Origin of the sequence: Clostridium sp. BJN0013, assembly GCF_040939125.1 — a bacterium.
In the GTDB taxonomy this organism is placed as follows: domain Bacteria; phylum Bacillota; class Clostridia; order Clostridiales; family Clostridiaceae; genus Clostridium_B.
This window is the reverse complement of the sequence record NZ_CP162495.1, coordinates 715,779-742,060: the sequence shown is the minus strand read 5'-3', so window position 1 is coordinate 742,060 and position 26,282 is coordinate 715,779. Positions and strand designations below refer to the sequence as shown.

At 30.4% G+C, this 26,282-nt stretch carries 22 protein-coding genes, 5 tRNA genes and 3 other annotated features; of the genes, 13 read left to right on the top strand and 14 right to left on the bottom strand.

The window, feature by feature from the left end; genetic code table 11:
- Positions 1–8 precede the first annotated feature (8 nt).
- Positions 9–2,354 (bottom strand): DUF3656 domain-containing protein, encoded by a 2,346-nt coding sequence (locus tag AB3K27_RS04005; RefSeq protein WP_368489961.1) that lies wholly within the window; start codon positions 2,352–2,354, stop codon positions 9–11.
- A gap of 295 nt (positions 2,355–2,649) precedes the next feature.
- Between AB3K27_RS04005 and AB3K27_RS04000 the strand changes: the two genes are divergently transcribed.
- Positions 2,650–3,480 carry a CsxC family protein gene (locus tag AB3K27_RS04000; RefSeq protein ID WP_368489960.1) on the top strand — a complete coding sequence of 277 codons (831 nt, stop codon included), beginning with the start codon at positions 2,650–2,652 and terminating at the stop codon, positions 3,478–3,480.
- A gap of 311 nt (positions 3,481–3,791) precedes the next feature.
- A complete protein-coding gene (locus AB3K27_RS03995) occupies positions 3,792–4,646 on the top strand; it encodes a hypothetical protein (RefSeq protein WP_368489959.1) in 855 nt (284 codons plus the stop codon).
- 365 nt (positions 4,647–5,011) lie between these two features.
- Here the strand turns inward: AB3K27_RS03995 and AB3K27_RS03990 are convergent, their stop codons facing one another.
- Complete coding sequence (locus AB3K27_RS03990; RefSeq protein ID WP_368489958.1) at positions 5,012–6,484, bottom strand: hypothetical protein; 1,473 nt, start codon at positions 6,482–6,484, stop codon at positions 5,012–5,014.
- A gap of 145 nt (positions 6,485–6,629) precedes the next feature.
- Between AB3K27_RS03990 and AB3K27_RS03985 the strand changes: the two genes are divergently transcribed.
- Together AB3K27_RS03985 and AB3K27_RS03980 are read left to right on the top strand one after the other, a co-directional pair.
- Complete coding sequence (locus AB3K27_RS03985; protein WP_368489957.1) at positions 6,630–7,406, top strand: hypothetical protein; 777 nt, start codon at positions 6,630–6,632, stop codon at positions 7,404–7,406.
- 154 nt (positions 7,407–7,560) lie between these two features.
- Positions 7,561–8,094, top strand: coding sequence for a DUF4489 domain-containing protein (locus tag AB3K27_RS03980; RefSeq protein WP_368489956.1), 534 nt, complete (start codon positions 7,561–7,563; stop codon positions 8,092–8,094).
- A 50-nt stretch (positions 8,095–8,144) separates the two neighbouring features.
- Here the strand turns inward: AB3K27_RS03980 and zapA are convergent, their stop codons facing one another.
- From zapA to ytxC, 8 genes are all read right to left on the bottom strand, one after another.
- Positions 8,145–8,747, bottom strand: a complete 603-nt coding sequence (zapA, locus tag AB3K27_RS03975; protein ID WP_368489955.1) for a cell division protein ZapA — start codon at positions 8,745–8,747, stop codon at positions 8,145–8,147.
- 216 nt (positions 8,748–8,963) lie between these two features.
- Complete coding sequence (gene pheT, locus AB3K27_RS03970; protein WP_368489954.1) at positions 8,964–11,342, bottom strand: phenylalanine--tRNA ligase subunit beta; 2,379 nt, start codon at positions 11,340–11,342, stop codon at positions 8,964–8,966.
- 62 nt (positions 11,343–11,404) lie between these two features.
- Positions 11,405–12,424, bottom strand: coding sequence for a phenylalanine--tRNA ligase subunit alpha (gene pheS, locus AB3K27_RS03965; protein ID WP_368489952.1), 1,020 nt, complete (start codon positions 12,422–12,424; stop codon positions 11,405–11,407).
- Between the two features lie 58 nt (positions 12,425–12,482).
- Positions 12,483–12,699, bottom strand: a binding site (T-box leader).
- Between the two features lie 67 nt (positions 12,700–12,766).
- Complete coding sequence (locus tag AB3K27_RS03960; RefSeq protein ID WP_368489951.1) at positions 12,767–13,549, bottom strand: TrmH family RNA methyltransferase; 783 nt, start codon at positions 13,547–13,549, stop codon at positions 12,767–12,769.
- Between the two features lie 269 nt (positions 13,550–13,818).
- Entirely contained in the window at positions 13,819–14,178 is a 360-nt protein-coding gene (gene rplT / locus AB3K27_RS03955) for a 50S ribosomal protein L20 (protein WP_368489950.1), read from the bottom strand.
- Positions 14,179–14,207: 29 nt separating this feature from the next.
- Positions 14,208–14,405, bottom strand: a complete 198-nt coding sequence (gene rpmI, locus AB3K27_RS03950; RefSeq protein WP_012103540.1) for a 50S ribosomal protein L35 — start codon at positions 14,403–14,405, stop codon at positions 14,208–14,210.
- Positions 14,406–14,555: 150 nt separating this feature from the next.
- Positions 14,556–14,692, bottom strand: a sequence feature (ribosomal protein L20 leader region).
- Between the two features lie 68 nt (positions 14,693–14,760).
- Positions 14,761–16,674, bottom strand: a complete 1,914-nt coding sequence (gene thrS, locus AB3K27_RS03945; RefSeq protein WP_368489948.1) for a threonine--tRNA ligase — start codon at positions 16,672–16,674, stop codon at positions 14,761–14,763.
- 225 nt (positions 16,675–16,899) lie between these two features.
- Positions 16,900–17,141: a binding site (T-box leader), on the bottom strand.
- 201 nt (positions 17,142–17,342) lie between these two features.
- Positions 17,343–18,242, bottom strand: a complete 900-nt coding sequence (gene ytxC, locus AB3K27_RS03940) for a putative sporulation protein YtxC (RefSeq protein ID WP_368489946.1) — start codon at positions 18,240–18,242, stop codon at positions 17,343–17,345.
- 261 nt (positions 18,243–18,503) lie between these two features.
- On the opposite strand from ytxC, the gene AB3K27_RS03935 reads away from it, so the two are divergent.
- The 5 genes from AB3K27_RS03935 to AB3K27_RS03915 all read left to right on the top strand — a co-directional run bounded on the left by AB3K27_RS03935 (position 18,504) and on the right by AB3K27_RS03915 (position 18,901).
- Positions 18,504–18,579: transfer RNA gene (locus tag AB3K27_RS03935), tRNA-Val, on the top strand.
- A 4-nt stretch (positions 18,580–18,583) separates the two neighbouring features.
- Positions 18,584–18,660: transfer RNA gene (locus AB3K27_RS03930), tRNA-Asp, on the top strand.
- 4 nt (positions 18,661–18,664) lie between these two features.
- Positions 18,665–18,740 (top strand) — tRNA-Phe (locus AB3K27_RS03925).
- 5 nt (positions 18,741–18,745) lie between these two features.
- Positions 18,746–18,820: transfer RNA gene (locus tag AB3K27_RS03920), tRNA-Gly, on the top strand.
- A 7-nt stretch (positions 18,821–18,827) separates the two neighbouring features.
- A tRNA-Cys gene (locus AB3K27_RS03915) sits at positions 18,828–18,901 on the top strand.
- Positions 18,902–19,084: 183 nt separating this feature from the next.
- Here AB3K27_RS03915 and AB3K27_RS03910 read toward each other — a convergent pair.
- The gene (locus AB3K27_RS03910) at positions 19,085–19,240 is read right to left on the bottom strand and encodes a hypothetical protein (RefSeq protein WP_368489944.1); all 156 of its coding nucleotides are present in this window, start codon (positions 19,238–19,240) and stop codon (positions 19,085–19,087) included.
- A 591-nt stretch (positions 19,241–19,831) separates the two neighbouring features.
- On the opposite strand from AB3K27_RS03910, the gene AB3K27_RS03905 reads away from it, so the two are divergent.
- Positions 19,832–20,992: a pyridoxal phosphate-dependent aminotransferase gene (locus tag AB3K27_RS03905; RefSeq protein ID WP_368489942.1), complete on the top strand. Its 1,161-nt coding sequence runs from the start codon at positions 19,832–19,834 to the stop codon at positions 20,990–20,992.
- Positions 20,993–21,050: 58 nt separating this feature from the next.
- Here AB3K27_RS03905 and dapB read toward each other — a convergent pair whose 3' ends face one another.
- The 3 genes from dapB to AB3K27_RS03890 all read right to left on the bottom strand — a co-directional run bounded on the left by dapB (position 21,051) and on the right by AB3K27_RS03890 (position 23,868).
- A complete protein-coding gene (dapB, locus tag AB3K27_RS03900) occupies positions 21,051–21,803 on the bottom strand; it encodes a 4-hydroxy-tetrahydrodipicolinate reductase (RefSeq protein WP_368489941.1) in 753 nt (250 codons plus the stop codon).
- 143 nt (positions 21,804–21,946) lie between these two features.
- Positions 21,947–22,828, bottom strand: coding sequence for a 4-hydroxy-tetrahydrodipicolinate synthase (gene dapA / locus AB3K27_RS03895; protein WP_368489940.1), 882 nt, complete (start codon positions 22,826–22,828; stop codon positions 21,947–21,949).
- 44 nt (positions 22,829–22,872) lie between these two features.
- The gene (locus tag AB3K27_RS03890; protein ID WP_368489939.1) at positions 22,873–23,868 is read right to left on the bottom strand and encodes an aspartate-semialdehyde dehydrogenase; all 996 of its coding nucleotides are present in this window, start codon (positions 23,866–23,868) and stop codon (positions 22,873–22,875) included.
- A 302-nt stretch (positions 23,869–24,170) separates the two neighbouring features.
- Between AB3K27_RS03890 and AB3K27_RS03885 the strand changes: the two genes are divergently transcribed.
- The 3 genes from AB3K27_RS03885 to hslO all read left to right on the top strand — a co-directional run bounded on the left by AB3K27_RS03885 (position 24,171) and on the right by hslO (position 26,245).
- Positions 24,171–24,440, top strand: a complete 270-nt coding sequence (locus AB3K27_RS03885; RefSeq protein WP_368489937.1) for a small, acid-soluble spore protein, alpha/beta type — start codon at positions 24,171–24,173, stop codon at positions 24,438–24,440.
- 139 nt (positions 24,441–24,579) lie between these two features.
- A complete protein-coding gene (locus tag AB3K27_RS03880) occupies positions 24,580–25,323 on the top strand; it encodes a class I SAM-dependent methyltransferase (RefSeq protein ID WP_368489936.1) in 744 nt (247 codons plus the stop codon).
- 34 nt (positions 25,324–25,357) lie between these two features.
- Positions 25,358–26,245 carry an Hsp33 family molecular chaperone HslO gene (hslO, locus tag AB3K27_RS03875; RefSeq protein WP_368489934.1) on the top strand — a complete coding sequence of 296 codons (888 nt, stop codon included), beginning with the start codon at positions 25,358–25,360 and terminating at the stop codon, positions 26,243–26,245.
- The last annotated feature ends 37 nt before the right edge of the window (positions 26,246–26,282 follow it).

The following is a 26,282-nucleotide window of genomic DNA, read 5'->3' as shown; positions in this document are numbered from 1 at the left end:
GATTACCTTTATTCCACTCCATTTCTATAATGTGTTCTTGTAAATTTACTAAAGTCACCTTTAAACTGTTCTTCTTTAAAATATCTTAGTATCTCTTTTGTTTTTTTATAATTTTCATCAATAAAATCAGCTCTAAAAGAATTGATACCTATATTTCTTAATTCTTTCATATGTGAAATTAAATTAACAGGTACTGTGTTGTATATATAACTTCTACAGAATTTATCTGTTTTTAATGCAAATTCCTTTTTCTTCCTATCTACCAGTAAAAAATCTCCTTTTTCACAGGCTTTATTGCAATTTTTACTACTAGATTTACCTCCAAAAATACTCCCTACAGCACAATATTCACTTACCATAGTCTCTATTTTCCCATATACTAGTATTTGACTACTAAAATTACTATTTGAAATGATTTTTTTTATTTCATTTCTATTTAATTCTACGCTTAAACAATTTCCATTGGTAAGCTTATTATAAACTTCCAAAGCACAGCTATTTGTTATGTTCAGTTTATAATCACCAAAAATCTGTATCTTATTTGCAAATTTATTTATTATGCCTAAATTTCCAGTAACTATTCCCCTTATCCTACTTAAGTTTTTATTTATAAACTCTTCTATATAATCAAATTCCATTCTTACTATATTAGGTACTTTAACATATATTTTACTGCATTTAATTCCACATAGATCAATGTCTTTATTTCTTTGAAATGGATTTATACATATGTGATTAAACTCCATTTCAAGGGCAGCTTCTAACTGTTCACTATTGTCTACAAATACCATTTTTTCAGGTAGACAAATCTTATTAAATTTTCTTTTTAAAAGTATACTATTTAAATTATTATTTTTTCTATTTCTAATTAATATATATCGTTCAAGTTCATTTAAAAGTTTTCTTCTAACTTGATTTATATCCGATATAGGTAAAAATCCTTCTTCAAAATTTTTAAATTCTATATTATCAAATTTAAATATATTATCTGTTGTTTTATTTATACTTTTACATATTCTATCTTTACTCAAGGGATGTTTTAGTGCTTCTAGAACTTTTTCTCCTTCTACTTTAAAATCCTTGCCATTAAAATTGGTATAAAGTACAATGGGTTTTCCCCTTTCAAATTCTATTTTCAAATTCAAACCAAATTTTTTTCCATAGGGATTGTTATATATATTTTGTAATTGTGTTATTTGCATAAAATCAGAAGTTTTATATATTACATTCCCACTGCTATATTTAGCTGGTATAATCCTTACCCTTTCTCCCCTATAAGCTCTATTTACCTCTTGTTGTGATTTGATTATTTTAGAAATAGTAAAACCTTCATCCCCAACTCTAATTCCATCATTTAAAGATATATCCTCATATAAAAGAATAGTTCTATCATTTTCTACCTTACCTGCTTTTATTCCAGTATTTTTAGGAAAAGAATAGGCCATCATGTCTTTCCCTGTATTCTTATATAGATAAGCTTTAGAAAAACCTTCCCTATTAAATAATTGTAAAAGTTTTTTCTTCACATGTATATCATTACATTTACAAGGGGAATTATTATAAAAATTTTCAATTACATTCTTATATTCTGTTACAACTCCAGCTACATATTCAGGTCTTTTCATTCTTCCTTCAATTTTTAAAGAAGAGGTACCACTCTCTATTATTTTACGAATATCTTCAATAGTACACATATCCTTAGGGCTTAAAAGATATCCACTCTTTTCAGTACATTCTTTTTTATTTACTATTTTATAGGGAAGCCTACAAGGCTGAGCACATTTTCCTCTATTTCCGCTTCTTCCTCCAATAATACTACTCATAAGACACTGTCCTGAATAACATATACAAAGAGCGCCATGTATAAATATTTCTGTTTCTATTCCAAGTTCTTTAGATATATGCCTTATCTCTTTTAAAGAAAGCTCCCTGGAAAGCACTATTCTCTTAAATCCTACCTTATTTAAGAACAGTGCAGCCTCTCCATTATGTATTGTCATTTGAGTAGAAGCATGGATTTCAAAATCCGGTATCTCCTGCTGCAGCATATAAAAAAAACCAATATCCTGTATTATAAGAGCATCTACTCCTATATTATATAAAAATTTTGCATACTGACAAGCTTTATTTAATTCATCTTCTTTCATTATGGTATTCATGGTTACATACACTTTTACATTATATAGATGACAATATTTTACTGCATCTTTCATAGAAGCATCGTCAAAATTACGGGCATAAGCCCTAGCAGAAAATTTACCTCCTCCTAAATAAACTGCATCTGCTCCTGCTTGAACTGCAGCATACAAGCTTTCTACATTTCCAGCAGGAGCCAATAACTCTATTCTTTTCATAAACCTATCTCCCTATATATTAATTCATAATTCACAGTTCATGATTGTAATGATTATTCCCTGCTTCGAAAAAGCTAGGGTATTAGCTAATTGCAGCCTTCGGATAAATTCTTATTTATAGTACCATAAAATAATGGCATCATACAATAAAATTACATACTGAGCCAGATAAATATGAAGTTTTTCAAACATAATTTATATATTTTATGTGTACATTTTTTTTATTTTAGAATAGTATGTACTAGGATATAAAACAACATTATTATCCTACACTTTTTAAAAAGGAGATAATAAAATGGATAACAATAACTTTTGTCCTGATTCTAGATGTAATGCTAGGGTTATAAGTGCAGATACACTTACACCTGCTACTAATTACCCATGGCCAAAAGGAGAATTTAAAGTTCCAAAAGTTCTTGCAGAACTTGTAATCCAGATAGATTCAGAATCAAAAATTAGACTTAATGAACCTTCTTATGAAATAAAAAGAATAGAAAAACAACTATTTTTAACTCAATGCAGATATATTGCACCAACTAACAAAATTTTCATTGAAGGATATATAAGAAAAAATATAGAATATGCCGTAAGAGAATGCACAACAGAATCTGGAATAGGCGGCGTTATCAAAGATACTACTGTTCACATTCCAATCAGAGCCTCTGTTGAAGTAACCTTTGCAAATTTCCCAAAAATTTTTCCGAACCTTCCTCCTAGAGTAGCAAGATATTTTGATGCTAAGAGAATGGGAAAAAATATAAGAGAAGCAGACAGAGCAAATATAGAAATTTTTAACGAACCTGTTTTTTGTGAACTTGAATGGTCCGCAATTTTTGATGCAGATATTGATGATAAAGGTATTCCAATTGATGGATTTATTAACGAAGAAGAGTTTGAAGAATTTACTGATAAATCAGTTGTATATGTATGCTTGAAACTACTTCAGAAACAACAAGTTCGGTCCCTAGATGACTGTAAAGATGGTAAAGATGGTAAAGATGATAAATATGATAAATATGGTAAAAATGGCTTTAGAGACAGTGTTAAAAAACCAGTTAAAAAATCATATCCTTCACCAAATGGGGACTGGAATTTTCCAATTAATGATTTAATTCACAGAAAATAATTTTTATTAATATATGAGTCAGTTATTACAACTGGCTCTTTAAAGTTAACAAAATATATTATAATACATATTATGGATAGAAAATAAAATTCAAAATGCACTTAATACATAAACAAAGGATAGTGATGTGGGTAATATATTTTTGATTAAAAAAAACTAGAACATGAATTATTTTGCTGTATAAATCCTATTAATTAAGGAAGTAAATACTTTATTCTTAAATCATTATTTATTATAAAAAAATCACACCTATGATTTTTAAGCATAATATATAATGTAAATATTGTATACTTCTCAAAAGGAGGAAAACTATGTCAATAAACTTTAATAATTTCACACCACGTCCTGGATTTGTAAATAAGCAAGGATGTCTGCCAGACCCATCAGAATTAGTTTGTATTGAGGTACCTAAAGTTTTTGACCAGTGTTTAATTAAAAGATGCCTTTTTTATAATGAAGGTCCTGATACAGACACCTCAGATTGTGAATTAAGAAGCAACCCCCTAGATGAACCAAAAATATTTGCAGGCTGCAGAGATTTCAAAATTACATTAAAATCCGTGGAACAAATCCCTATTATAGGGAAAACTGGATTTAAAAAAATAATTATTTGTTATGTTATATCCTTCTATGCAGACTATATTGACTGTAATGCAGTAAATAGATGCGAACTTTTTGAGATTAATAGAAAAGATATAATCGGAAGCTTCTACTGTCCTGACTCACTATCTAAGGCATCCAACAGCTCTGTTAATTCCAATGACTCAAATGACTGTGATACAAATGTCATAAAGCTTGAAATGGTAGCAGAAGCACTTCAAGGCATATTAACTGAATGCAATAATAGAAAATATCTAGATATCACTTTAGGTTATTATATTATAGTTAAGTGTCAAATAGTAGTACAGCTCTTAATACCTGCTTATAGTTACTGTCCAATACCTAAGGAACCATGTGCACCTGAACCTGAAGAAAACTTATGTGATAAATTTAATAAAGCTCCAGTACCTAAATTTTACCCAGATCAAAATTTAAAACCATTATTTCCTGACAGAGATCCAAGCTCAAGAATAGACGAAGAAGAATATGAAGAAGACTATCAAGAGGACTATCAAGAGGAATATGAAGATGAATATCCAGGAGATAATGGAGAAGAATATAAATGAATTACTCTTAAAAATAAAATAATTCCTGTATCTTTGCCCACATATTTCCATAATTACACAATCTCTAAAAATATATAAATCTTGAAAATTAAAGCCCTATATAAAATATATATTTATAAATTATAAAGTATCTTGTAGACATATAAACAAAAACCTATATCAAAATTAATTACCTAAACGTATAATATGACATCAAATGATTCAGAGATTCAGGTGGAGTTTTTTCATAAGAAATGCTTTTCTCCATCTGAACTTTAGAAAACTTATCCAGGCGTGCAGCAGTGCTCATCCCCCTTTCTTTCAAGAAGCTGGGGGGTGTTAGCTAATTGCAGCCTTCTGATAAATTAAAGAAGGAGCATGTTAAATTACTCCTTCTTTCTAAATAATTTTGTCACTAAAGATTGACTCCTCTCAAAATCCAATTCTTCCTTAAGTCTAGTATTCTCTTCTATCAAAGAATCTATTTTTTCCTTAAGAAGTTTATTATCTTTATTTCTTTTATTTACATCATTTTTCATATTATTATTAAACATCCTCTGTTTTTCCAATTCACTTTTTGTTTCATCCAATTCCCTTTGAATATTTTGTTTAACTTCCATAAAAAAATTACAATGTTCCTTTAATTTCTTCTTTTCTTCAAGTATTCTATTGATTTTATCTTCATACTCCTGTACAATAAATTTTTTCTTTTTCATGTTAATACTAAATGAATCAATTTTTTCTTTAAGGAGGCTATTTTCATAACATATCCTTTTAAACTTATCTTTTATTTCTTCAATACTTTTATCTTCAGCTCCAATACTAGGGTCATTTGCTGACTTTTCTTCTTCCACTATGGATACATGATTTTCAACTAGCTCTTCAAAAGTGAAAATATAGAAATCTTTATCTTCTATGCCATAGACTATATGTGATGTACTTATATTTTCCATATTCAAAAAATTATATGATCTGATAGGAATTTTTAAATTTTTGTTGAATTTAACTGGAGTTTCCCATTTTCCAAATTTATATTCAGAACAAAAAATATGACTTTCTTCATGCCAACAAGTAAACATTCTATCATCTATATAAAACATAATCGGTTCAATGGGTTCTATATTTCCCGTGTAAATTTTATATTTTTTCATACTTACATTTTCTTCTACACGGACATGTTCCAGTGAATATATGGCTCCCTCTTTAATTTTGTTAACTATATTGTAGGCATAAGGTGTGTTTAATACCTTGAATATTATATTATCACCTTGAATTCCATAGAGTCTTTTAGCTTCGGTCCAGGAATTTTTATTATAAGTACAATAATTTAAGGATAATTCATTACCTCTGTTTGAAATAAAAAAAATATCAATACAATTTTTTTTATTTAATTGTATTTCATAATATCTATCAACTTTATGTGATAAAACTATATATTGAATAGTATATAGTTTTATTTCTTTACCATCCCAAAGGCAGTGTTTTAAAATTCCCCGTTTACTGCCATCTACTGCAGCCAGTAAATAAAACAGATGCATTTTACCTTGTAAAATCATAGCTTTCAAATCCTGTACTTGAAAGTTATCTTTTTTTACATTATAAACTCTTTCTCCAATCCACTTGTCCTCTTTTCTTGTACAGTATTTCACTTCATTTCTTTTATTGATATATAATATATGAATTAGTTCATCCTCTACACATATTGCAAATTCAATTATTCCCGTATCAATAACTTTTTCTTCAGTCCATTTTTCTTTTTCATACATTACCTTATACATTAATTCATTATTATTATTTAAATAAAATTTCCATACTTCTTTTTTATTATTTATAAATATCCATGGGTATTTATTAGTCATGATATTTTTCACCTCCCCTATTTATATTTTATAAAATCTTTATAAAATGTATTACTAAAATCACAACTATAAATAATCAAGCATACTATACCAGTGTAGGAGTGCCTATTTTTTATGATAAATATTTATAAAAGGAGGAGAATTTATGTCCATTAATTTTAATAAATTTGTACCACGTCCTGGTCTTGTAAACAAACAAGGACGTTTACCTGATCCTTCTGAATTAGTTTGTATTGAGGTACCTAAAGTATTTGATCAATGTCTAATTAAACGGTGTCTTGTATACAATGAAGGACCCGATACAAATAGAACAGATAGTGAATTAAGAAGCAATGCTCTTGTTGATCCTAAGAGATATCTTGGAAGTAGAGATTTTAATATAAAGTTAATTTCTGTAGATAGGATTCCTATCAAAAGGAATGAAGGTTTTAAAAAGGTTATTATTTCTTATATTATTTCTTTCTATGCGGATTATGTTGATTGCAATAATGTAAATAAAACTGAATTTTATGAAATTAATAGAACAGACGTAATCGGAAAGTTTTATTGTCCCGATTCAATAGCTGAAACTTCCGGTAATTTTACCCCTGCTGCCTACCCTAAAGATATAGATTCAAATATTATTAAACTTGAAATGGTTGCAGATGCACTGGATGGCGAATTAACAGAAGACTCTTCAGGAAATTTCGTTTTGGATATTACCTTGGGATACTACATTATTGTAAAGTGCGAACTTATTGTACAGCTGCTCATTCCAGCTTATAGTTACTGTCCAATTCCAGATGAGCCATGTGAAGAATCCGAAGAAAATCCATGCGAAATATTTGAAAAAGCTCCTGTTCCTAAGTTTTATCCTGATCAAAACTTAGAACCATTATTCCCTTACTCTGATAATACGGAAGATTCCACTGAAATACTTTAAGTTTTTTTATATGTGATCACCTTTTTTTCTGGAAATCATATATTATAGTAGAAGCCAATGACAAAATTATCAATTATAATAAAAATAATTTTTTTAAAAATTATCTTTGTTATAAGCTATTTTAACTTTAAATATAAAAAGGAGGACTTTATTCATGAATTCTATGTCAAAATATTATAGAGACAATTATGATCCTTGCAGTAAACGTGAGTTTGATCCTTGCAATAAAAAACAAGAACAAGACTGTCAAACTATTGTAAAATGCGGATGCCCTAGTTCAACTACATTACCTGCTGCTACTGTCCTGGGTACCACTTTTACCCTTGCTACACTAACATTAAATACCTGCAAATTAAAGGATCCATGCATCAAACTTGAATTTGCAAGCAATCTCGTTGCAGCTGTTGCTTTTACCGGTACTGTAAATTTTCAAATATTTAAACAGTGTGGTAACCAAATTACACCTACCCCTGTAGGTCCTGCATACACTTTTGACTTAGTAGCACTAGTATCCAGCCAGACATTCTCATTTTTCGTATGTGACTGCAATGATACCTGCTGCAATGATTGCTGCTGTACCTATACTGTAGTTGCCACTGTTGCCAGTGCAGTTACCGTTGGTACTCTTGCTATCAACAACGCAACTCTTGGAGCAGTAGCTACATGTGGATCTAGTTCATGCTGTTAATTTGTGCATATTGAATTATTATAACTCAAGGTAACGAGCCTTGAGTTTTTTCATTTTACTCCATCATTATTTAAAAGAGGGTTTTTTTGTTTTTTTTCCTTTACCAGACTTATTTCATTTTCTATTAATTTATGTTGAAGATCTATCACCTTATATTTTTCTGATTGTATTTGAAATTTCAATTCTTTATTTTGTGACATAAGTTTTCTATTTTCATTGATATATTTTTGAGTTGATTCTTTCTCAATCTTTAATTCTTCCTGTAATTTGTTAATCTGATGTTCTTTTTCATTTATACTCTTGCCATCGCTACTATTTTCAAGTTTAATTTTAAGTTCCATATTAACTTCTTCTAAAGAATTAAGCTCTTCTTTTAAAAAATTAATCTGTTCCCTATTGGATTTCTCAATTTCCCTCAGTTCATCCAATTTCTTTAACAATTCATGATTGTGCTTTTGTGTTTTTAACATATCATCTGCTACGTTAATTGCAGATAAAACGGCAGCTGAGGAAGTGCTTAACTTACTATTATTTTTTAATACACCTTTTATTTTTTTATCTACATAACTAGCAACCTTATGTAAATACTCCTCTTGTTCGTCTCCCTTTAAATTATATTCAATTCCATTTATAAAAACTGTCACTACATTCATTTAAACACCCTCTCAAATCATGATGTTTTCTAAACCCATATGGATATTTTATCATAAATCTTTTACATATTAAATATATTATTTAAAAATTCCATATATTTCTATATAAATTAGACCAAAATATGTACTAAATATAATATTAACCATATTTTAAGGCCTAGAAAGAAAAATTAATTTCTATCTAAGCCATAAAAATCACTTTACCTAAGAATCATTTTATCTAAGCTGTGCTCCCAGCTTGTATTCCAAGGCCTTTAATATTTTATCGTGGACTTTATTAACTTCAGTATCAGTAAGTGTTTTATTTGAAAGTCTATAGGATATGGAATAGGCTATACTCTTTTTACCTTGTTCTATTTGTTTTCCTTTATAAATGTCAAAGAATTTTACTTTTTCTACCATATTCCCACCTTGTTTCTTTATAATGTCCTCTATATCCTGTGCCAATATATCATCATCTACTAATATTGCCAAGTCTCTGGTGACTGATGGAAATTTAGGAAGAGGAACATATTTTTTATAGGAATTGGTATATTTATATAGTATATCTAAATCAAGTTCTGCTATATAACATCTTTCTTCAACTTCATAATTTTCACATACCTGAGGATGCACTTCTCCCAATACTCCTACTAAGTCTTTTTTTATATAAAGCAGTGCAGTTCTTCCAGGATGAAAACTTGAATTTTTAGTTTCTCTTTGAAAAGAAAATCTTTCTATTTTTAAAATTTCCAGTATATTTTCCACTGCACCTTTTAAATTAAAATAATCTGAACTACCATACATACCAATAGTTATAATATTTTTCTCCTTGGGCAGTTTATTCACATCTTTATGAGGAATATATATTTTCCCTATTTCAAATAATCTTACCAGATCATTTTTTCTAGAGTAATTTCTGCTTAAACACTCCATCATTGAAGATAATGTAGTAGTCCTCATTATACTATAATCTTCCCCCAGAGGATTCTTTATAGTTACTGCATTTCTGAGAGGGCTACCTTCAGGTAAAAGTATTTTATCAAATACCTTTTTACTAATGAAAGAATAATTTATAGATTGACTGAATCCACTGGAAATCATTGTCTCTATAATTCTATCATCTAATTTTTGTTTTTCACTTTTTCCCCCTTTTGTACTTACACTTTTTATTATGGTAGAAGGTATATTATCATAGCCATATATTCTAGCAATCTCCTCTGCCACATCTTCTTTTATATTTATATCTCCTCTAAAAGTAGGCACTTCTATTTTTAAAGTATCCTTATCTATTTCCGTTTTCAATTCCAGCCTATTTAAATATTCTGCCATATGTTCCTTTGATATCTCAGTTCCTAAAAATTTATTTACCCAATTACAATCAACCTGCAGACTGCGAGGATAAACTTTTTCATTATATACATCAATGGTACCTTGCATTACTTTTCCACAACCTAACATCTCTATTAAATGGCAGGCCCTATCCATGGCAATTTCAGCTAAATTAGGATCCAGATCTTTTTCAAATCTGGAAGAAGCCTCTGTTCTAAGAGCTAATTTTTGGGAAGAGATTCTTATGTTAGTTCCATTAAAGTTAGCACATTCAAAAACAACTGAAGAAGTGTCATCTCTAATTTCAGAATTAAGCCCTCCCATTATTCCTGCAATTCCTATGGTTCTATTTCCATCTTTTATGGTAAGTGTATCTTTATCCAATATTCTTTCTTCACTATCTAATGTAATAAACTTTTCTCCTTCTTCTGCCCTTTCAACCACTATGCTCCCTGAAGTTATTTCCCTTATATCATAGGCATGCATAGGTGCTCCCATTTCCAGCATTACAAAGTTGGTTATATCTACTATGTTGTTTATAGGTCTTACTCCTGCTTTTAAAAGTCTTTCTTCTATCCATGAAGGAGAGGGCTTTATTTTTACATCTGTTACTCCCCGGGCTATGTATCTTCTACAAAGACCATCCTTTATTTCAACTTTCAATTTATCCTGTATATCTTCTCTGGAAGAAGAGCTGTATTTAAATTCAGGCACTTTATAGGTTTCATTTAAGGTTGCTGCAGTTTCCCTGGCTATTCCCAGAATGCTTAAGCAATCCGGTCTATTGGATGTTATTTCTAAATCTAATATGGAACTTGTCATATTTAATACTTCTTTTATATCTTTTCCAATGGGGGTATCCTCCGGTAAAATCATAAGTCCATCTATTTGTTTATCTCCTGCTATTCCAAGTTCCTCCTCAGAACAAAACATACCATTTGATATAAGCCCTCTAAGTTTTCCTCTTTTTATCTTTACTCCTCCGTAAATAATGGAATCATGTAATGCCACTGGAATTATATCTTTTTCTTTCATATTTTTAGCTGCTGTTATAATTTGCAGAGGTTCTTCTCTCCCAACATCCACCTGACATACAAACAAGTTATCTGCCCCAGGGTGATTTTCTATTTTTATTAATTTACCTGTAACTACATTTTGTATGTCTTCTCCTGTTGTAACTACCTCCTCTACTTTTGAACCACTTAGAGTAAGTCTATCCCCCAACTCTTTACCCGTAATATTTATGTCTACATAATCTCTTAACCATGTTACTGGAACTTTCATATAAAAATCTCCTTTCTAAAGTATAATTATGTTGATTAAACCTTGTAATATTAATCTATATACTAAAATTGGTCTAAAAATCTCATATCACTTTCATACATATTTCTTATATCATCTATTCCATACTTTAACATAACCATTCTATCTACACCCATGCCAAAGGCAAACCCACTATATATTTCAGGATCTATTTTGCAATTTCTTAGAACCTGTGGATGAACCATACCACAGCCTAAAAGTTCTATCCAACCCTCTCCTTTACACACTCTACAACCTTCTCCATTACATACAAAACAGGTAGCATCCATTTCCGCAGAAGGCTCTGTAAAAGGAAAATGATGTGGTCTGAATTTTGTTTTCATCTCATGTCCAAACATTTTTCTGGCAAATAGTTCAAGGGTACCTTTTAAATCTGCAAAAGTTATACCTTTATCAACTACAAGTCCCTCCATTTGATAAAATATAGGGGAATGAGTGGCATCTACCGAATCCGAACGATAAACCTTTCCTGGAGATATCATTTTTATAGGTGGTTTCTGTTTTTCCATAGTTCTTATCTGCGTAGGTGAAGTTTGAGTTCTTAAAACTAAATTATCATTTATGTAAAAAGTATCCTGTTCTCCTCTGGCTGGATGATTTTTAGGTATATTTAGAGCCTCAAAATTATAATAATCTAGCTCTACCTCTGGTCCCTCTTCTATAGTAAATCCCATAGAAACAAATATTTCTTTCATATTTTCAAGGACTTGTTCCAACGGATGACGTCTTCCTATACTTTGCTTTATTCCCGGCATAGTGATATCAATAGTTTCATTTTTAAGTCTTGATTCCCTTTCACCAGATTTTATTTTTTGCGATGCCTCCTCTATTGCATTTTCAAGGGAAGCTCTAATTTCATTGGCAAGCTTACCTATAATTGGTCTTTCTTCTTTGGAAAGTTCTTTCATTCCTCTTAATATACGAGTCAACTCACCTTTTTTGCCTAAATATTTAATTCTTATACTTTCTATATCTAAATCTTTTCCTTTATTTTGTAATTCTTTAAATGCATTTTCTTTTATCTGTTTTAATTTTTCCTTCATATTAAATGCTCCTTTCTAGAAATGAGATTAAATTTAAAAATAAAAAAAGCTCCTCCCATTAAGGGACGAACTACTCCGCGTTACCACCCAAATTGATATTAAAAATAATATCCTCTTGTATATTTATCGGTATTTCCCGCTTAACCGCTACTTAAATTTCACAGTAAGTACTCCAGAGTGAACTTCAATATACTCCATTTTAAAAAAGCTTTCAGCCATAACTTTTTCTCTCTAAAAAACTTTTATATATCTACTCTCTCTTTCACAGTAATTTAAAATATAGTGTTTAATTTCTACCTATACCTTTAAATTTTACATACACATTTACATATTGTCAACATATCAATTTAATTTTTGTCTAACTACTTCAAACATCATTATAGAAGCTGCTACAGCTGCATTTAAAGATTCAGCTTTTCCGGGCATGGGAATACTCACTTCTATATCTGAAATTTTCTTCACATCTTTTCCAAGTCCGCTGCCTTCGTTCCCTACAGCAATTATAATTTTCCCCTTTAAATCCATACTATAAAAATTAGTATCTGCATCAAGGGAACTGCATATTACCTTAAAACCTGTTTGTTTTAAAGATTTTACCTTTTCAAGATTTTCATCCTGAATTATAGGTATGTGGAATATAGAACCCATGGTGGCCCTCAATGTTTTTTCATTATATATATCTACTGTTCCCTTGGTAGTTATAATCCCCAAGGCTCCTGCGGCATGGGCGCTCCTTATTATAGTACCCATATTTCCCGGATCTTGTATTTTATCTGCCAAAATATAAAAGCCCTGCTCATCCTTAACATTTAATCCCCTGTTTTTTACCAGGGCAATTATTCCTTGAGGATTCTCTGTACAGCTTATACTTCTCAATAGCTTATCCTCAACAAAATATATAGGACACTTTACCTTGGGATTTTTCTCTAGAAAAAATTTTTCTTCTTTATTTATAAAATTTTCACTTAAAAAGATTTGAGATATATAAAAGTTAGAGTCAATAGCCTCTTTTACAAATCTAAAACCTTCTATCATAAATTCTTTCCTTTGAGTCCTATATTTTTTTTCTTTTAATTTTTTGGCCTCTTTTATATGCAAATTATCTTTACTTTTAATTATGTCCATATAATCCTCTCCATATTATCAAGTGATTCAGAGATTGAGGTGAAGTTTGCTTATGACAAATACTCCTCTCCATCTAAACCTTATTAACAGTATTCTTAGTGTCTTTAGCACTTAGAATAGTTATCCTTTAGGGGGAAAAACTTATCCAGGCACACAGCAGTGCTCATCTTCCACTTTGAAGAAGATGTTAGGGTAAGCCAATTTACAGCCTTTGGATAAAAATAAGTGCAGCAAAATTTTGCTCCACTCACTTTTATGTAATCTTAAATCTATGCATTTAACTGTGCTTTAGCTACTTGAACCAATTCTGTAAATGCTTTAGGATCATTTATAGCTATTTCTGAAAGCATTTTTCTATTTATATTAATACCTGCAGTTTTTATCCCGTTCATAAATTTAGAATAAGACAATCCATTTATTCTAGCTGCAGCATTTATTCTCACTATCCAAAGTTTTCTAAAATCTCTTTTCTTTAACTTTCTTCCCACATAGGCATTTCTTAAAGCCCTTATAACACTTTCGTTAGCAGTTTTAAATAATTTACTTTTACCGCCATAATAGCCCTTTGCAAGTTTTAATATTTTTTTATGATGTTTACGGGCATTTACCGCCCTTTTTACTCTTGCCATAGTAAAAACCTCCTTTTAGAATTATTCAGTTACACATAAGGTAATAATTTTTTCATTACTTTTTCCTGAGTTTCTGAAACATATGCTGTTTTTCTAAGATTTCTCTTAGTCTTTCTACTTTTCTTTGTCAATATATGACTTTTAAAAGCCTGTGCTCTCTTTAATTTACCTGTTCCCGTAAGTTTAAATCTTTTAGCCACACTTTTTTTAGTTTTCATTTTTGGCATAATAAATTCCTCCTCTCAATCATGCTTTTCCTACTTAAATAAAATCATTGCCATATTTTTGCTTGAAGCTTTAGTCATATTCTATTATACAAATATCCTGAAGTTCAAATGAAAATATCTAAAATTCTTCTAATATAGTGAATTTATAAGTACACATAAAAAAGGCGACCTAAAGCCGCCCTTGAATAAATCACATAGTAAAGAATCTTGACAATTAAGAAATTCTTATAACCACAACCTCACTAGCTTTGCTGTAAGGTGAGAAACGGCTGTTTCTTCTTAACATATTACATTGTACTATTTTTATTTACTACAGTCAATATATAATTTTTGCCATTTTCTAAAAAATTTCAGATTATACATGGCTTACTTTTTTATCTATTTCTTCTTTAAGTTTTACTATAAAATCCTCTAAAGCCATAGTACCTATATCCCCTTCTTTTCTGCTTCTTACAGATATATTTTTAGCTTTCATTTCCTTATCTCCTAAGATAATCATATAAGGGACCTTCTGCATCTGTGCTTCTCTTATTTTATAACCTATTTTCTCATTTCTAATATCACATTCCACTCTTATATTATTTTCTTTCAGCACCTTAGCTATTTCTTCCACATAATCTGCCTGAGAATCAGTTATATTCATAACCTGAACCTGTACAGGAGCAATCCATGCAGGGAATGCTCCTGCATAATGTTCTATTAAAATGCCTATAAATCTTTCTATAGAGCCAAACACTACCCTGTGTATCATAACAGGTCTGTGCTTTTCTCCATCTGCACCTATATAATTTAAGTCAAACTTTTCAGGCATCTGAAAATCCAACTGCACAGTTCCACACTGCCATGTTCTACCTATACAATCCTTTAAATGAAAATCTATTTTAGGACCATAAAAGGCTCCATCTCCTTCATTAACCTTATAATCAAGTCCTGCAATTTTCAATGCATTTTTTAACCCCTCTGTTGCAGCTTCCCAATCTTCATCGCTACCCATGGAATCCTCAGGTCTTGTAGAGAGTTCAACAAAATACTCAAAACCAAATATTTTATAAAAATTATCTATAAGATCTATTACCTTTATTATTTCATCTGCAATATTATCCTTGGTAACAAATATATGGGCATCATCCTGAGTAAAACATCTTACCCTCATAAGACCATGTAGTGCACCGGATTTTTCATGTCTGTGAACTATACCCATCTCTGCATATCTTTTAGGAAGATCCCTGTAGGATCTTATATTACTTTTATACACAAGTATTGATCCTGGACAATTCATAGGCTTTATAGCATAATTTTCATTGTCTATTTTAGTAAAATACATATTCTCCTTATAATGATCCCAGTGTCCCGATTTATGCCATAAGTCTTCATTCAATATAATAGGAGTCATTATTTCACTATAATCTGCTCTGGAATGCATCTCTCTCCAAAAATTCTGCAGGGTATTTCTGATTACCATTCCCTTTGGATGGAAAAATGGAAATCCTGGTCCTTCCTCATGTATACTGAATAAATCTAATTCCTTGCCCAATTTTCTGTGATCCCTTTTTTTTGCTTCTTCCATTAATTTAATATAATTCTCGAGATCACTTTTCTTTTCAAATACAGTACCATATATTCTTTGAAGCATTTTATTATTTTCATTTCCCCTCCAGTAGGCCCCCGCTATAGAAAGAAGCTTTACAGCTTTAGCTCTTCCTGTAGAAGGTACATGAGGACCTGCACAGAGATCTACAAAATCACCCTGTTTATAAAAAGATATTACTGAATCCTCCGGCAAATCTTTTATTAATTCTACTTTATAGGGTTCATCCTTCTCTTCCATAAATTTTATGGCTTCTTCTCTTGGAAGTTCAAATCTTTCCAATCTTATATCTTCCTTAACTATTTCATTCATCTTGCCTTCGATTTTTTCAAGCAATTCCGGAGTAAAGGAAAATTCGGCATCTACATCATAATAAAATCCTGAATCTATAGCTGGTCCTATAGCAAGCTTAACTTCCGGATACAACCTTTTTATGGCCTGGGCAAGTATATGAGAAGCTGTATGTCTTAATATCTTCTTTCCTTCTTCATCTTCAAAGGTCAAAATTTCAAGTTTACAATCTTCATTAATTTCATCATTGAGTTCTGCCACTTTACCGTCTACCACAGCTCCCAATGCCTTCTTGGATAAAGAAATACTCAGTTTTGATGCAATATCAATTACTTTTGATCCTTTTTCCACTTCTATTTTTTTACCATCCTTTAAACTTATTTTTATCACAGTTATTCCTCCTTCAAACAGATCTTTCATGTTTTAACTTTCAAATCAAGTGATTCTTAGATTCAGGTAGGGTTTGCCCATGAGGAATACTTTTCTCCATTGAACCTAAGAAGAATTTATCCATGTTCATATCAGTGCCTATCCTCCATTTTGAAGGAATTGGGGGCGTTATCTAATTCCAGCGTTCGGATAAATAAAAATGAACAAATAAAAAACTCTTCCCTGAAATGGGACGAGTTTTGCCGTGGTTCCACCCAAATTAATAGCACCATACTTTATAGTAAAAGTATACCTTTAAATGCTACTATCTCTATATCCTTAACGCAGGATAACGGAAATACCTACTAAAATTTCAGTATACAACTCCAAGGTGGTTTTTAATAAATTTTACCTAAAGGATATTTCAGCTTACAATCCTTCTCTCTTAAAGCAAATAATTTATCTACTTTCCTCTTCATAGTCTTTATTTCTATTTTCAATCATTATATTATTCTAAAATTATTATGTCAATATAAAAATAGAAGTTTTTATCTAAAGGCTGTGATTATGATATCCCTATCTTTTTAAAAGTGGGAAATAAACACTTGTATGCCCTGAATAAATTATTCTAAGATTGAGATGAAGAAAAATGAACAAACTCCATCTAAATCCAAGAATTACTTGATATTCTATACCCTGTTTAAATTATTTTTTATAAGTCTGCAGATTTTACAATCATCACAAAATTTAACTCTATGTGTAAAAACATTTTTTATAGTATCTATTAATTCTTTATTTTTACAGTTTTCAACACAATGTATTACTATATTTTCAGGTGAATTTGTTATCAATGCACTTATTAGAATATCATCCAAGTCTGTATTGGCATTATATTTTAATTCTGTTAGATCTTTAAAAAAACTATCCGTTATATCTTCTTCCCTCTCGTTATTTATAATGTATTTCCCATCATTGGAAATAATTATGCTCAGATAATCCATTTTACTTTCTTGAATCTCTATAAAATATTTTAAAAGCTTTATAAACTCATTATATTCCTTTTCCGCCATGTATTTCTCCACTACCCGATCAATAATTGTTTCCAGATCATCTAGAAGCTCTTTCATTCTAAAGGTCATAAATCCTTCTATATTTATTTCCCTATTTTCATCTATACATCCACATATTTTATCTATTATATCATTTCTTTTATTTATACAATAAATAGAATCCTCATCTCTAATTTCCATTTCTCCTCTTAATACTTTTAAACTCTCTTTTTTAATTTCTTCTAATTCTTCATATTTTAAAAAAAAGTATGTGTCAGATAAAAAAGCTCCCATATCTTTTTTACAAAATTCATCTATTATTATATTGTAAATAATACTGGCAACATGTATATCAAATATATTGTTAAGTTTATCATTAAATTCTCTATCACAAAATATTTTAAGGAAGTGAGTACTACACTCTATACTTTCATATATTCCAATGAGTATATCTTTGTGTTTAAAATATTCTTTTATCTCTCTTATTCCCTGCATTATACGATCTCTTTCTTTATTATATACTATGGTTAGCAACAGCATTTATTCACACTCCCTTCCAAAGTAGTATATGTCTAAACAAAATCTCTATTCAATTTTCTGCTGTCAAATATCGACAGTAATAATTTTTAAGATTAAATTATAATATATTTAAGAAACTGCCTGACTTCTACAGGTGAAATTGACCCAAGTTTTTAAAATAAACTCTGATTTTAGTAATATATTAAAAAATTATAATAAAGTATTGACAATATGTAGGTGTGAATATATAATATTACTTGTCACGTAATGAAAGTTTTTCATGGGCGCATAGCTCAGCTGGGAGAGCATCTGCCTTACAAGCAGAGGGTCACAGGTTCGAGCCCTGTTGTGCCCACCACTATGGCCCAGTGGCTCAGCTGGTTAGAGTGCCGGCCTGTCACGCCGGAGGTCGAGGGTTCAAGTCCCTTCTGGGTCGCCATTTTGGCCAGATAGCTCAGTCGGTAGAGCAGAGGACTGAAAATCCTCGTGTCCCTGGTTCGATTCCTGGTCTGGCCACCAGTTTTGCGGGAGTGGCTCAGTGGTAGAGCGTCACCTTGCCAAGGTGAACGTCGCGGGTTCAAATCCCGTCTTCCGCTCCAATAATATGGCGCTATAGCCAAGTGGTAAGGCAGAGGTCTGCAAAACCTTTATCCCCAGTTCAAATCTGGGTGGCGCCTCCAATTTTTTATTTAGAGAAGCAGCCTGTATGCTGTTATTTCAGTATACAGGCTGCTTTTTATTTGGGTTTCACTTCTTTTGCAGTGTGCTCATAATGAATGCTTTTCTCCACTTGAACTTAAATAGCGGTTTTGAGATAAAATAACCATTTTTATAATTGATACATAATTTAAAATTTAGACCTATTAAAAATATATTTTTACTTTTTTTAGTAATTTCACAAGTATAGGTAATGTTACTGAAGTTGATACTGCATGTGCCAGGTCATAAGGAAAACTTATAAAAAAATATGCTCTTATACCAGTCATGGATCCATAAAATACAGTCATACAAATATTCATACTGACTCCATACATGAAGACTAAACTAAAGCCTATAATGGAAAGTTTTAATACTGATTGCACATCTATTAAGTATTTTAACAAAAGAGATGCGAACACAACTAATGTCCAGCAAAATACTTGTAGAATTGTCCAAATTCCTATGCCATAAATACAGTGTATAATGCCCTATTTTTCACAATAATATTTCTCTCCTTATAACTGGAATATGTTACTTGTTTACTCCTATTTTTAACTATGTTATAATTTTAACATAATACTATACTACAAAATAGCTAAAAATAGATATTACCAACCTTTTTAGCAAAATATACAACTTATAAGACCTTTATCTCCAGTTCAAATCTGGATAAGATCTCCTTAATAAAAAGATCCTAAAAATATATTTTTAGGATCTTTTTATTACTTATCCAAAGGCTGCAATTAATTAGCCCCCCAAAATTTCTTCAAAGCGAGAATAAGGATAACCGGTAAACAAAATATACTCTCAATTATAAAATTACTAGTTTATTTTACAGAACTTAAAATATATAATATAAACTAGTAATAAAGTAGTAAAGTAATTTAATTATACAGATTGGACGTGAGAAATTGAATACTCTTTTAAAAAATTCCATATCAGAAAATGTTAAAGGTATAGAAATATCAGGTATTAGACAATTTTATAATAAGGTTGCCCTTTATCCAGGTGCTATATCTTTAACTCTAGGTCAACCTGATTTTAATGTACCTGAAAAAATTAAGATTGCTATGACAAAAGCTATTGAACAAAATAAAACTACCTATACACAAAATGCAGGAATATTAGAACTTAGAACAGAAATATCCAATTACCTTGGAAATTTAAACATATCTTATAATCCAGAAGAAATCTGTATTACCGTAGGCGGCAGTGAAGCACTTATGGATACCTTCACCGCTCTGGTAAATCCAGGGGACAAAGTATTGATACCCACACCTGCCTATCCTGCTTATAAGAGCTGTGTAAAGATTTTAGGGGGTAGCGTAATAAATTACAACTTAAAAGAAGACTTTTCCATAGATTTTGATGAACTAAAAAAAATACTAGAAAATGAAAAACCTAAAATAATAGTTTTATCTTATCCTTCTAATCCTACTGGTGCTATACTATCCCAGAAAGATAATAAAAAACTTTTTAATTTATTATGTAAATATAATATCATTGTTGTAAGTGATGAAATGTACGCTTGTCTGTGTTTTAAAGAAAATTACTATTCCATTGCTCAATATGAAAAAATACGAAATAAAGTTATATTAATAGGTGGATTTTCTAAAATGTTTTCCATGACTGGGCTTAGAGTAGGATATGTATGTGCCCACCCATCAATTATGGATGAGATAATGAAAGTACATCAATATAATGTATCCTGCGCCCCTTCTATTGCCCAATGGGGTGCCTGCGAGGGACTTATAAGCTGTATGAAAGATGTAGATTATATGAAAAATGAATTTATGAAAAGAAGGGATTATATTTATAATAAATTAAAATCCATAGGTTTTGACACAAATTTACCTGAAGGAGCTTTCTATATATTTCCTTCTATAAAGAACTTTTCTATAAGCAGTGAAGAATTTTGCGAAAAACTTTTAAAAGAGGCTGGTGTCGCTATTGTTCCTGGTTCTGCTTTCGGCTCAGGTGGAGAAGGATACGTTAGAATATCCTATGCATATAGTATGGATAAACTTAAGCTATGTATGGATAAATTAGAACAGTGGGTAAATTCTTTTTAATAGTTAAGAGTTAAGAGTGAAAAGTGAATTAACTCTTAGCTCTTAATTTTAAATCTTATTATTTACCGCCAATTACATCATCCATTGAATAGAAACCCTTTTCTCTATTGAACATAAACTCACATGCCTTTAAAGCTCCTACTGCAAATACTTCCCTGGAAATAGCAGTATGCTTAATTTCTATGGTTTCTCCCTGGCCGGCAAATATAACATCATGTTCTCCTACTATACTACCTCCTCTTATAGCATGTATTCCTATTTCATTATGAGTTCTCTTCTTAATACCTTCTCTTCCATTTACAAAATCCAATTTTTCTCCAATGGAGTCTTTTATAGTATTTCCAAGCAACAGGGCAGTTCCACTTGGTGAATCTACTTTTTGATTATGGTGCTTTTCTATTATTTCTATATCAAAGTTTTCATATAAAACTGCACTCATGGTTCTTAATATTTTATTTATCATATTTATACCTATGGACATATTAGCCGACCTGAATATAGGAATGTACTTGGAAGCTTCATTAATCTTTTCAATCTGTTCTTCACTATATCCTGTAGTACACAGTATAACCCCTATATTTTTTTCTTTAGCATATTGTAAAATAAGATTTAAAGCCTCAGGCCTTGAAAAATCTAGTATTACATCTCCTTCTATATTGTACTTAGATATATCTGGAAATACAGGAAATTTAGATTTTTCACAATTTTTATCTATTCCAGCTACTATAGTTAAATTAGAATACCCTTCTATTAAATTAGTTATTACTTTTCCCATTTTGCCATTACAGCCGCTTAATATGATTTTAATCATTTACAACTCCCCTTAAAAATTATATTTATATATTTTAAATTCAGTAATTTCACAACTTAACGTGAAAGAAATTAATCTTTCACGTTAAAATCTAAAAAATAACCTTCCATTTTTATAATAATCTAAATAAGTTAAATTTTATTTTATTTTAGGAGATCATAATTTTTAAGTTCTGTTTTTAGAATTTCTAAATTTCCTTCTGACATCTCACAGAGTGGAAGTCTGAGTTTACCAACATTCATTCCTAAAATATTCATGGCAGTTTTTACAGGTATAGGATTTGTTTCTATAAACATGGCTTTATTCAATGCCAGAGAATCCAATTGTATTTTCAATGCTTCCTCTACCTTTCCTTCTAAAAACAATTTGCACATATTATGCATATCTTTTGGAATAATATTTGCAAGCACCGATATAACCCCTATTCCTCCTACTGAAAGTATAGGAATTACTTGATCGTCATTTCCAGAATATATATCAATCCTATCCCTGCATAAAGCTTTCATTTGTGCAATCTGGCTTATATCTCCACTGGCCTCTTTAATAGCAGCAATATTTTCTATCTCACATAATTCTTTAAGAGTCTTAGGCTGTACATTCATGCCAGTTCTTCCTGGAACGTTGTATACCACAATAGGAATTTTTATACCAGAAGCCACTGCTTTAAAATGTTCTATTAATCCCTTTTGAGTAGTTTTGTTATAGTATGGAGTAATTACTAAAACTCCATCTACACCTATGCTCTCTGCCCATTTACTCATATCCACAGATGACTGGGTACAATTACTGCCTGTTCCTGCAATAACCGGAATTCTCTTTTTTACTACATCCACAGTGAGTTTTATAGCATCTTTTCTCTCCTGTTCTGTCATAGTAGAAGCTTCTCCAGTAGTTCCACAAATTATAATAGCATCTGTACCTGATTCAATATGCCACTCCAATAATTCTTCAAGTTTTTTCAAGTCAACACCTTTATCATTAAATGGAGTAACTATGGCAACCCCTGAACCTTTAAATAAACTCATAAAAACACCTCATTTTCTTTATTTTAAAATATTTATAAAAATATTTATTTCTTATCTTTAATTAAACATTCTGCTATTTGAACTGCATTGGTAGCAGCGCCCTTTCTTATATTGTCTGCTACAACCCATAAATTTAACCCAGAATCCAAGCTAAAATCTCTTCTTATTCTTCCTACGTATACCTCATTTTTACCAGCCGCATCTATAGGCATTGGATATTGTCCATTTTGCACATCATCCTTCAGCACAATTCCTTTGCAATCTCTATATAAATTAAATATATCTTCTAATTCAAAATCTTTTTTAAGTTCTATATTTATACTCTCACTATGTCCGTACACTACTGGAACCCTGACTGTAGTAGCAGTAATCTTTAGAGTATCGTCATGCAATATTTTTCTAGTTTCATTTATCATTTTCATCTCTTCTTTTGTATACCCATTCTCTAAAAAAGTATCTATGTGCGGAATTACATTACCTGCTATTGGGAAAGGAAATTTTTTAGGTGGATTTCCTTTATATCCTTCCATCAAATCATTATATCCTCCCACTCCGGCACCAGATACAGCCTGATATGTAGAATATATAATTCTTTTTATACCATATTTGTCGTAAAGGGGTTTAATTGGCACTAAAGCCTGTATTGTTGAACAATTAGGATTTGCAATTATTCCCTTATTCCATTTTATATCCTCTGGATTTACCTCTGGAACTACTAAAGGTATATCTTTATCCATTCTCCATGCACTACTATTATCTACAACTACTGCTCCATACTTTGAGAATACAGGGGCAAATTCAAGACTTGTACTTCCACCTGCAGAGAAAAGAGCAATATCTATTTTCTTATTTTTAATATTATCTTCTTTCAATTCTTCTACCACATAATCTTTGCCACTAAACTTTAATACCTTCCCATCAGATTTAGCTGATGCATATAAATATAAATTTTTCACAGGAAAATTTCTTTCCTCCAGCACCTCAAGGAATTTCCTTCCTACCATTCCAGTACATCCAACTACCGCTAAATTGCAACTCATGTTAATTCCTCCTAAAAACTTTATATGATATTATTACCATTAAAATAAATTTAAAATATTTATATCTATATAACATTTTACACTAAACTCTTGAAATATGTTAATAAAAATAAATATTATTTAGAATAAAAAATAACACATATTCAATATAACTTCTATAATATATGTCACATAATATTCATATGTGTTTATCTATTGAAAGAAAATAATCTAAAATCTTTCATAAGGCTCTTATGGTCTTATGTATAAATCTCGCTTTTGAGGTAAAAATAATTTATAGTAAAAGTGGGAGGATGGTAATAATGGCAAAAACACCGCTTAAAAAAATTATAAAGGCTAAACTAAAATCACACAAAGAACTTAGTGAAATAGAAAAATTAAGAGAACAATTAAAATATGAAATAGCAGAGGAATTAGGATTAAAAGAAAAAATCGATACCTATGGATGGAGTGGGTTGACTGCTGAAGAAACAGGAAGAATTGGCGGCATAATGACGAAGAAGAAAAAAGAGCTTAACATCCCCAAAAATGAGATTCTATTGAATAATAAAGATAACTTTAAAGATTTGTAGTAAAAAATATTACCTTATATTAAAATATGTACTATAATAATACTCATATGTAAAAAATAATTTATTTAAATTTTATAATATAAAGATAAATTGAAGAAAGGAATAAAAACCTTATTTATAGGTTTTTCATAAAACATAAATGAAATGTTATGAAAAATTTGCCCATATATATGATACTTTGATAAACACTGATATAGATTATAATATATGGCATAAAAAAATTATAAATTTATGTGAAGGATTAAATGTCCACAAAAAAAGCTACCTTGATTTAGCTTGTGGAACAGGTAATTTAACAGAAAAATTGGCCCCCTATTTCCAAATTGTCTGGGGTGTAGATTTATCAAATGAAATGCTAACAGAAGCAGATAAAAAATTAAGAAGCAAAGGATTAAAAGTAAATCTAATACGCCAGAATATAAGTCAACTTAACTTAAATAGAAAATTTGATCTTATAACCTGCTGTCTTGATTCCACAAATTATATACTGGATGAATCAGCTCTAAAAGATTACTTTAAAAGTGTATTTAATCATTTAACTTCCAATGGGATATTCATATTTGATATAAATTCTCATTATAAAATCACTAATATACTGGGAGATAATACTTATACTTATGATAGTGAACAAATAACTTACATATGGGAAAATTTTTTAGAGAATGAAATTGTAGACATGTATCTTACTTTTTTTATAAAGCATGAAGATCTATATAAACGATTTGATGAACATCATAGAGAAAGGGCTTATACTTGTGATTACATTGAAAAAACTCTCACAGATTGTAATTTACATATTATAACCAAACTAGATAATTATCAGGATAAACTTGTTACACCTACTTCTCTAAGAATAGTCTATGTGGTAAAAAAAGGTATATAATTATACTTTTACTTATAAGGAGATGAAACATAAAATGCAAGATAAATTAGTACGAGCTACAGCTAAAGATGATAATATTAGAATAATAGCGGCCTCAACTATCAACTTGGTAAATGAAGCTGTTAAAATTCACAACTGTGCTCCTACCGCTGCTGCTGCTTTTGGAAGAATGCTTACTGCAGGCAGCCTTATGGGAGCAATGCTAAAATCATCTAAAGATAGTCTGACCGTTAAAATATCAGGAGATGGCATAGCCAAAGGTATAATTGTAACTTCCTATGCTGATGCCCACGTAAAAGGATATATTGGAAATCCTTCTGCAGACTTACCTGCAAATAATAAAGGTAAACTTGATGTAGGAGGAATTATAGGCATAAATGGCAATCTGACTGTAATACGAGATATGGGATTGAAAGAACCTTACTCCAGTCAAGTTCCCATACAAACTGGAGAAATAGGGGATGATCTGGCCTACTATTTTACAGTTTCAGAACAAACTCCTTCTGCAGTAGCCCTTGGTGTTTTAGTGGATACAGATTTAACTATAAAGGGTTCTGGGGGTTTTATAATTCAAATGATGCCTGAGGCAGACAATCTTTTATCGGATTTGATAACTTATAGATTACAAGATATGCCTTCCATATCCCACATGATAGGAGATGGACTGACTATAATTGAAATATTAAACACTATATTTCAAGATATGGATTTAAAAATACTAGACACACTGTACCCCATCTATAAATGTGACTGTTCCAGAGAAAGAGTAGAAAAAGCACTTATAAGTATAGGTATAAAAGATTTAGAACAAATTTACCTGGATAAAAAATCTGAAGAGTTGAAGTGCAATTTTTGCAATAAATCCTACAAATTCACACACCAGGAGATAGGAAAGCTTCTGCAAAGCTTAAAAAAAATCTAATCCCTTATATTTGTATGGATAAAAAAATATTTATATG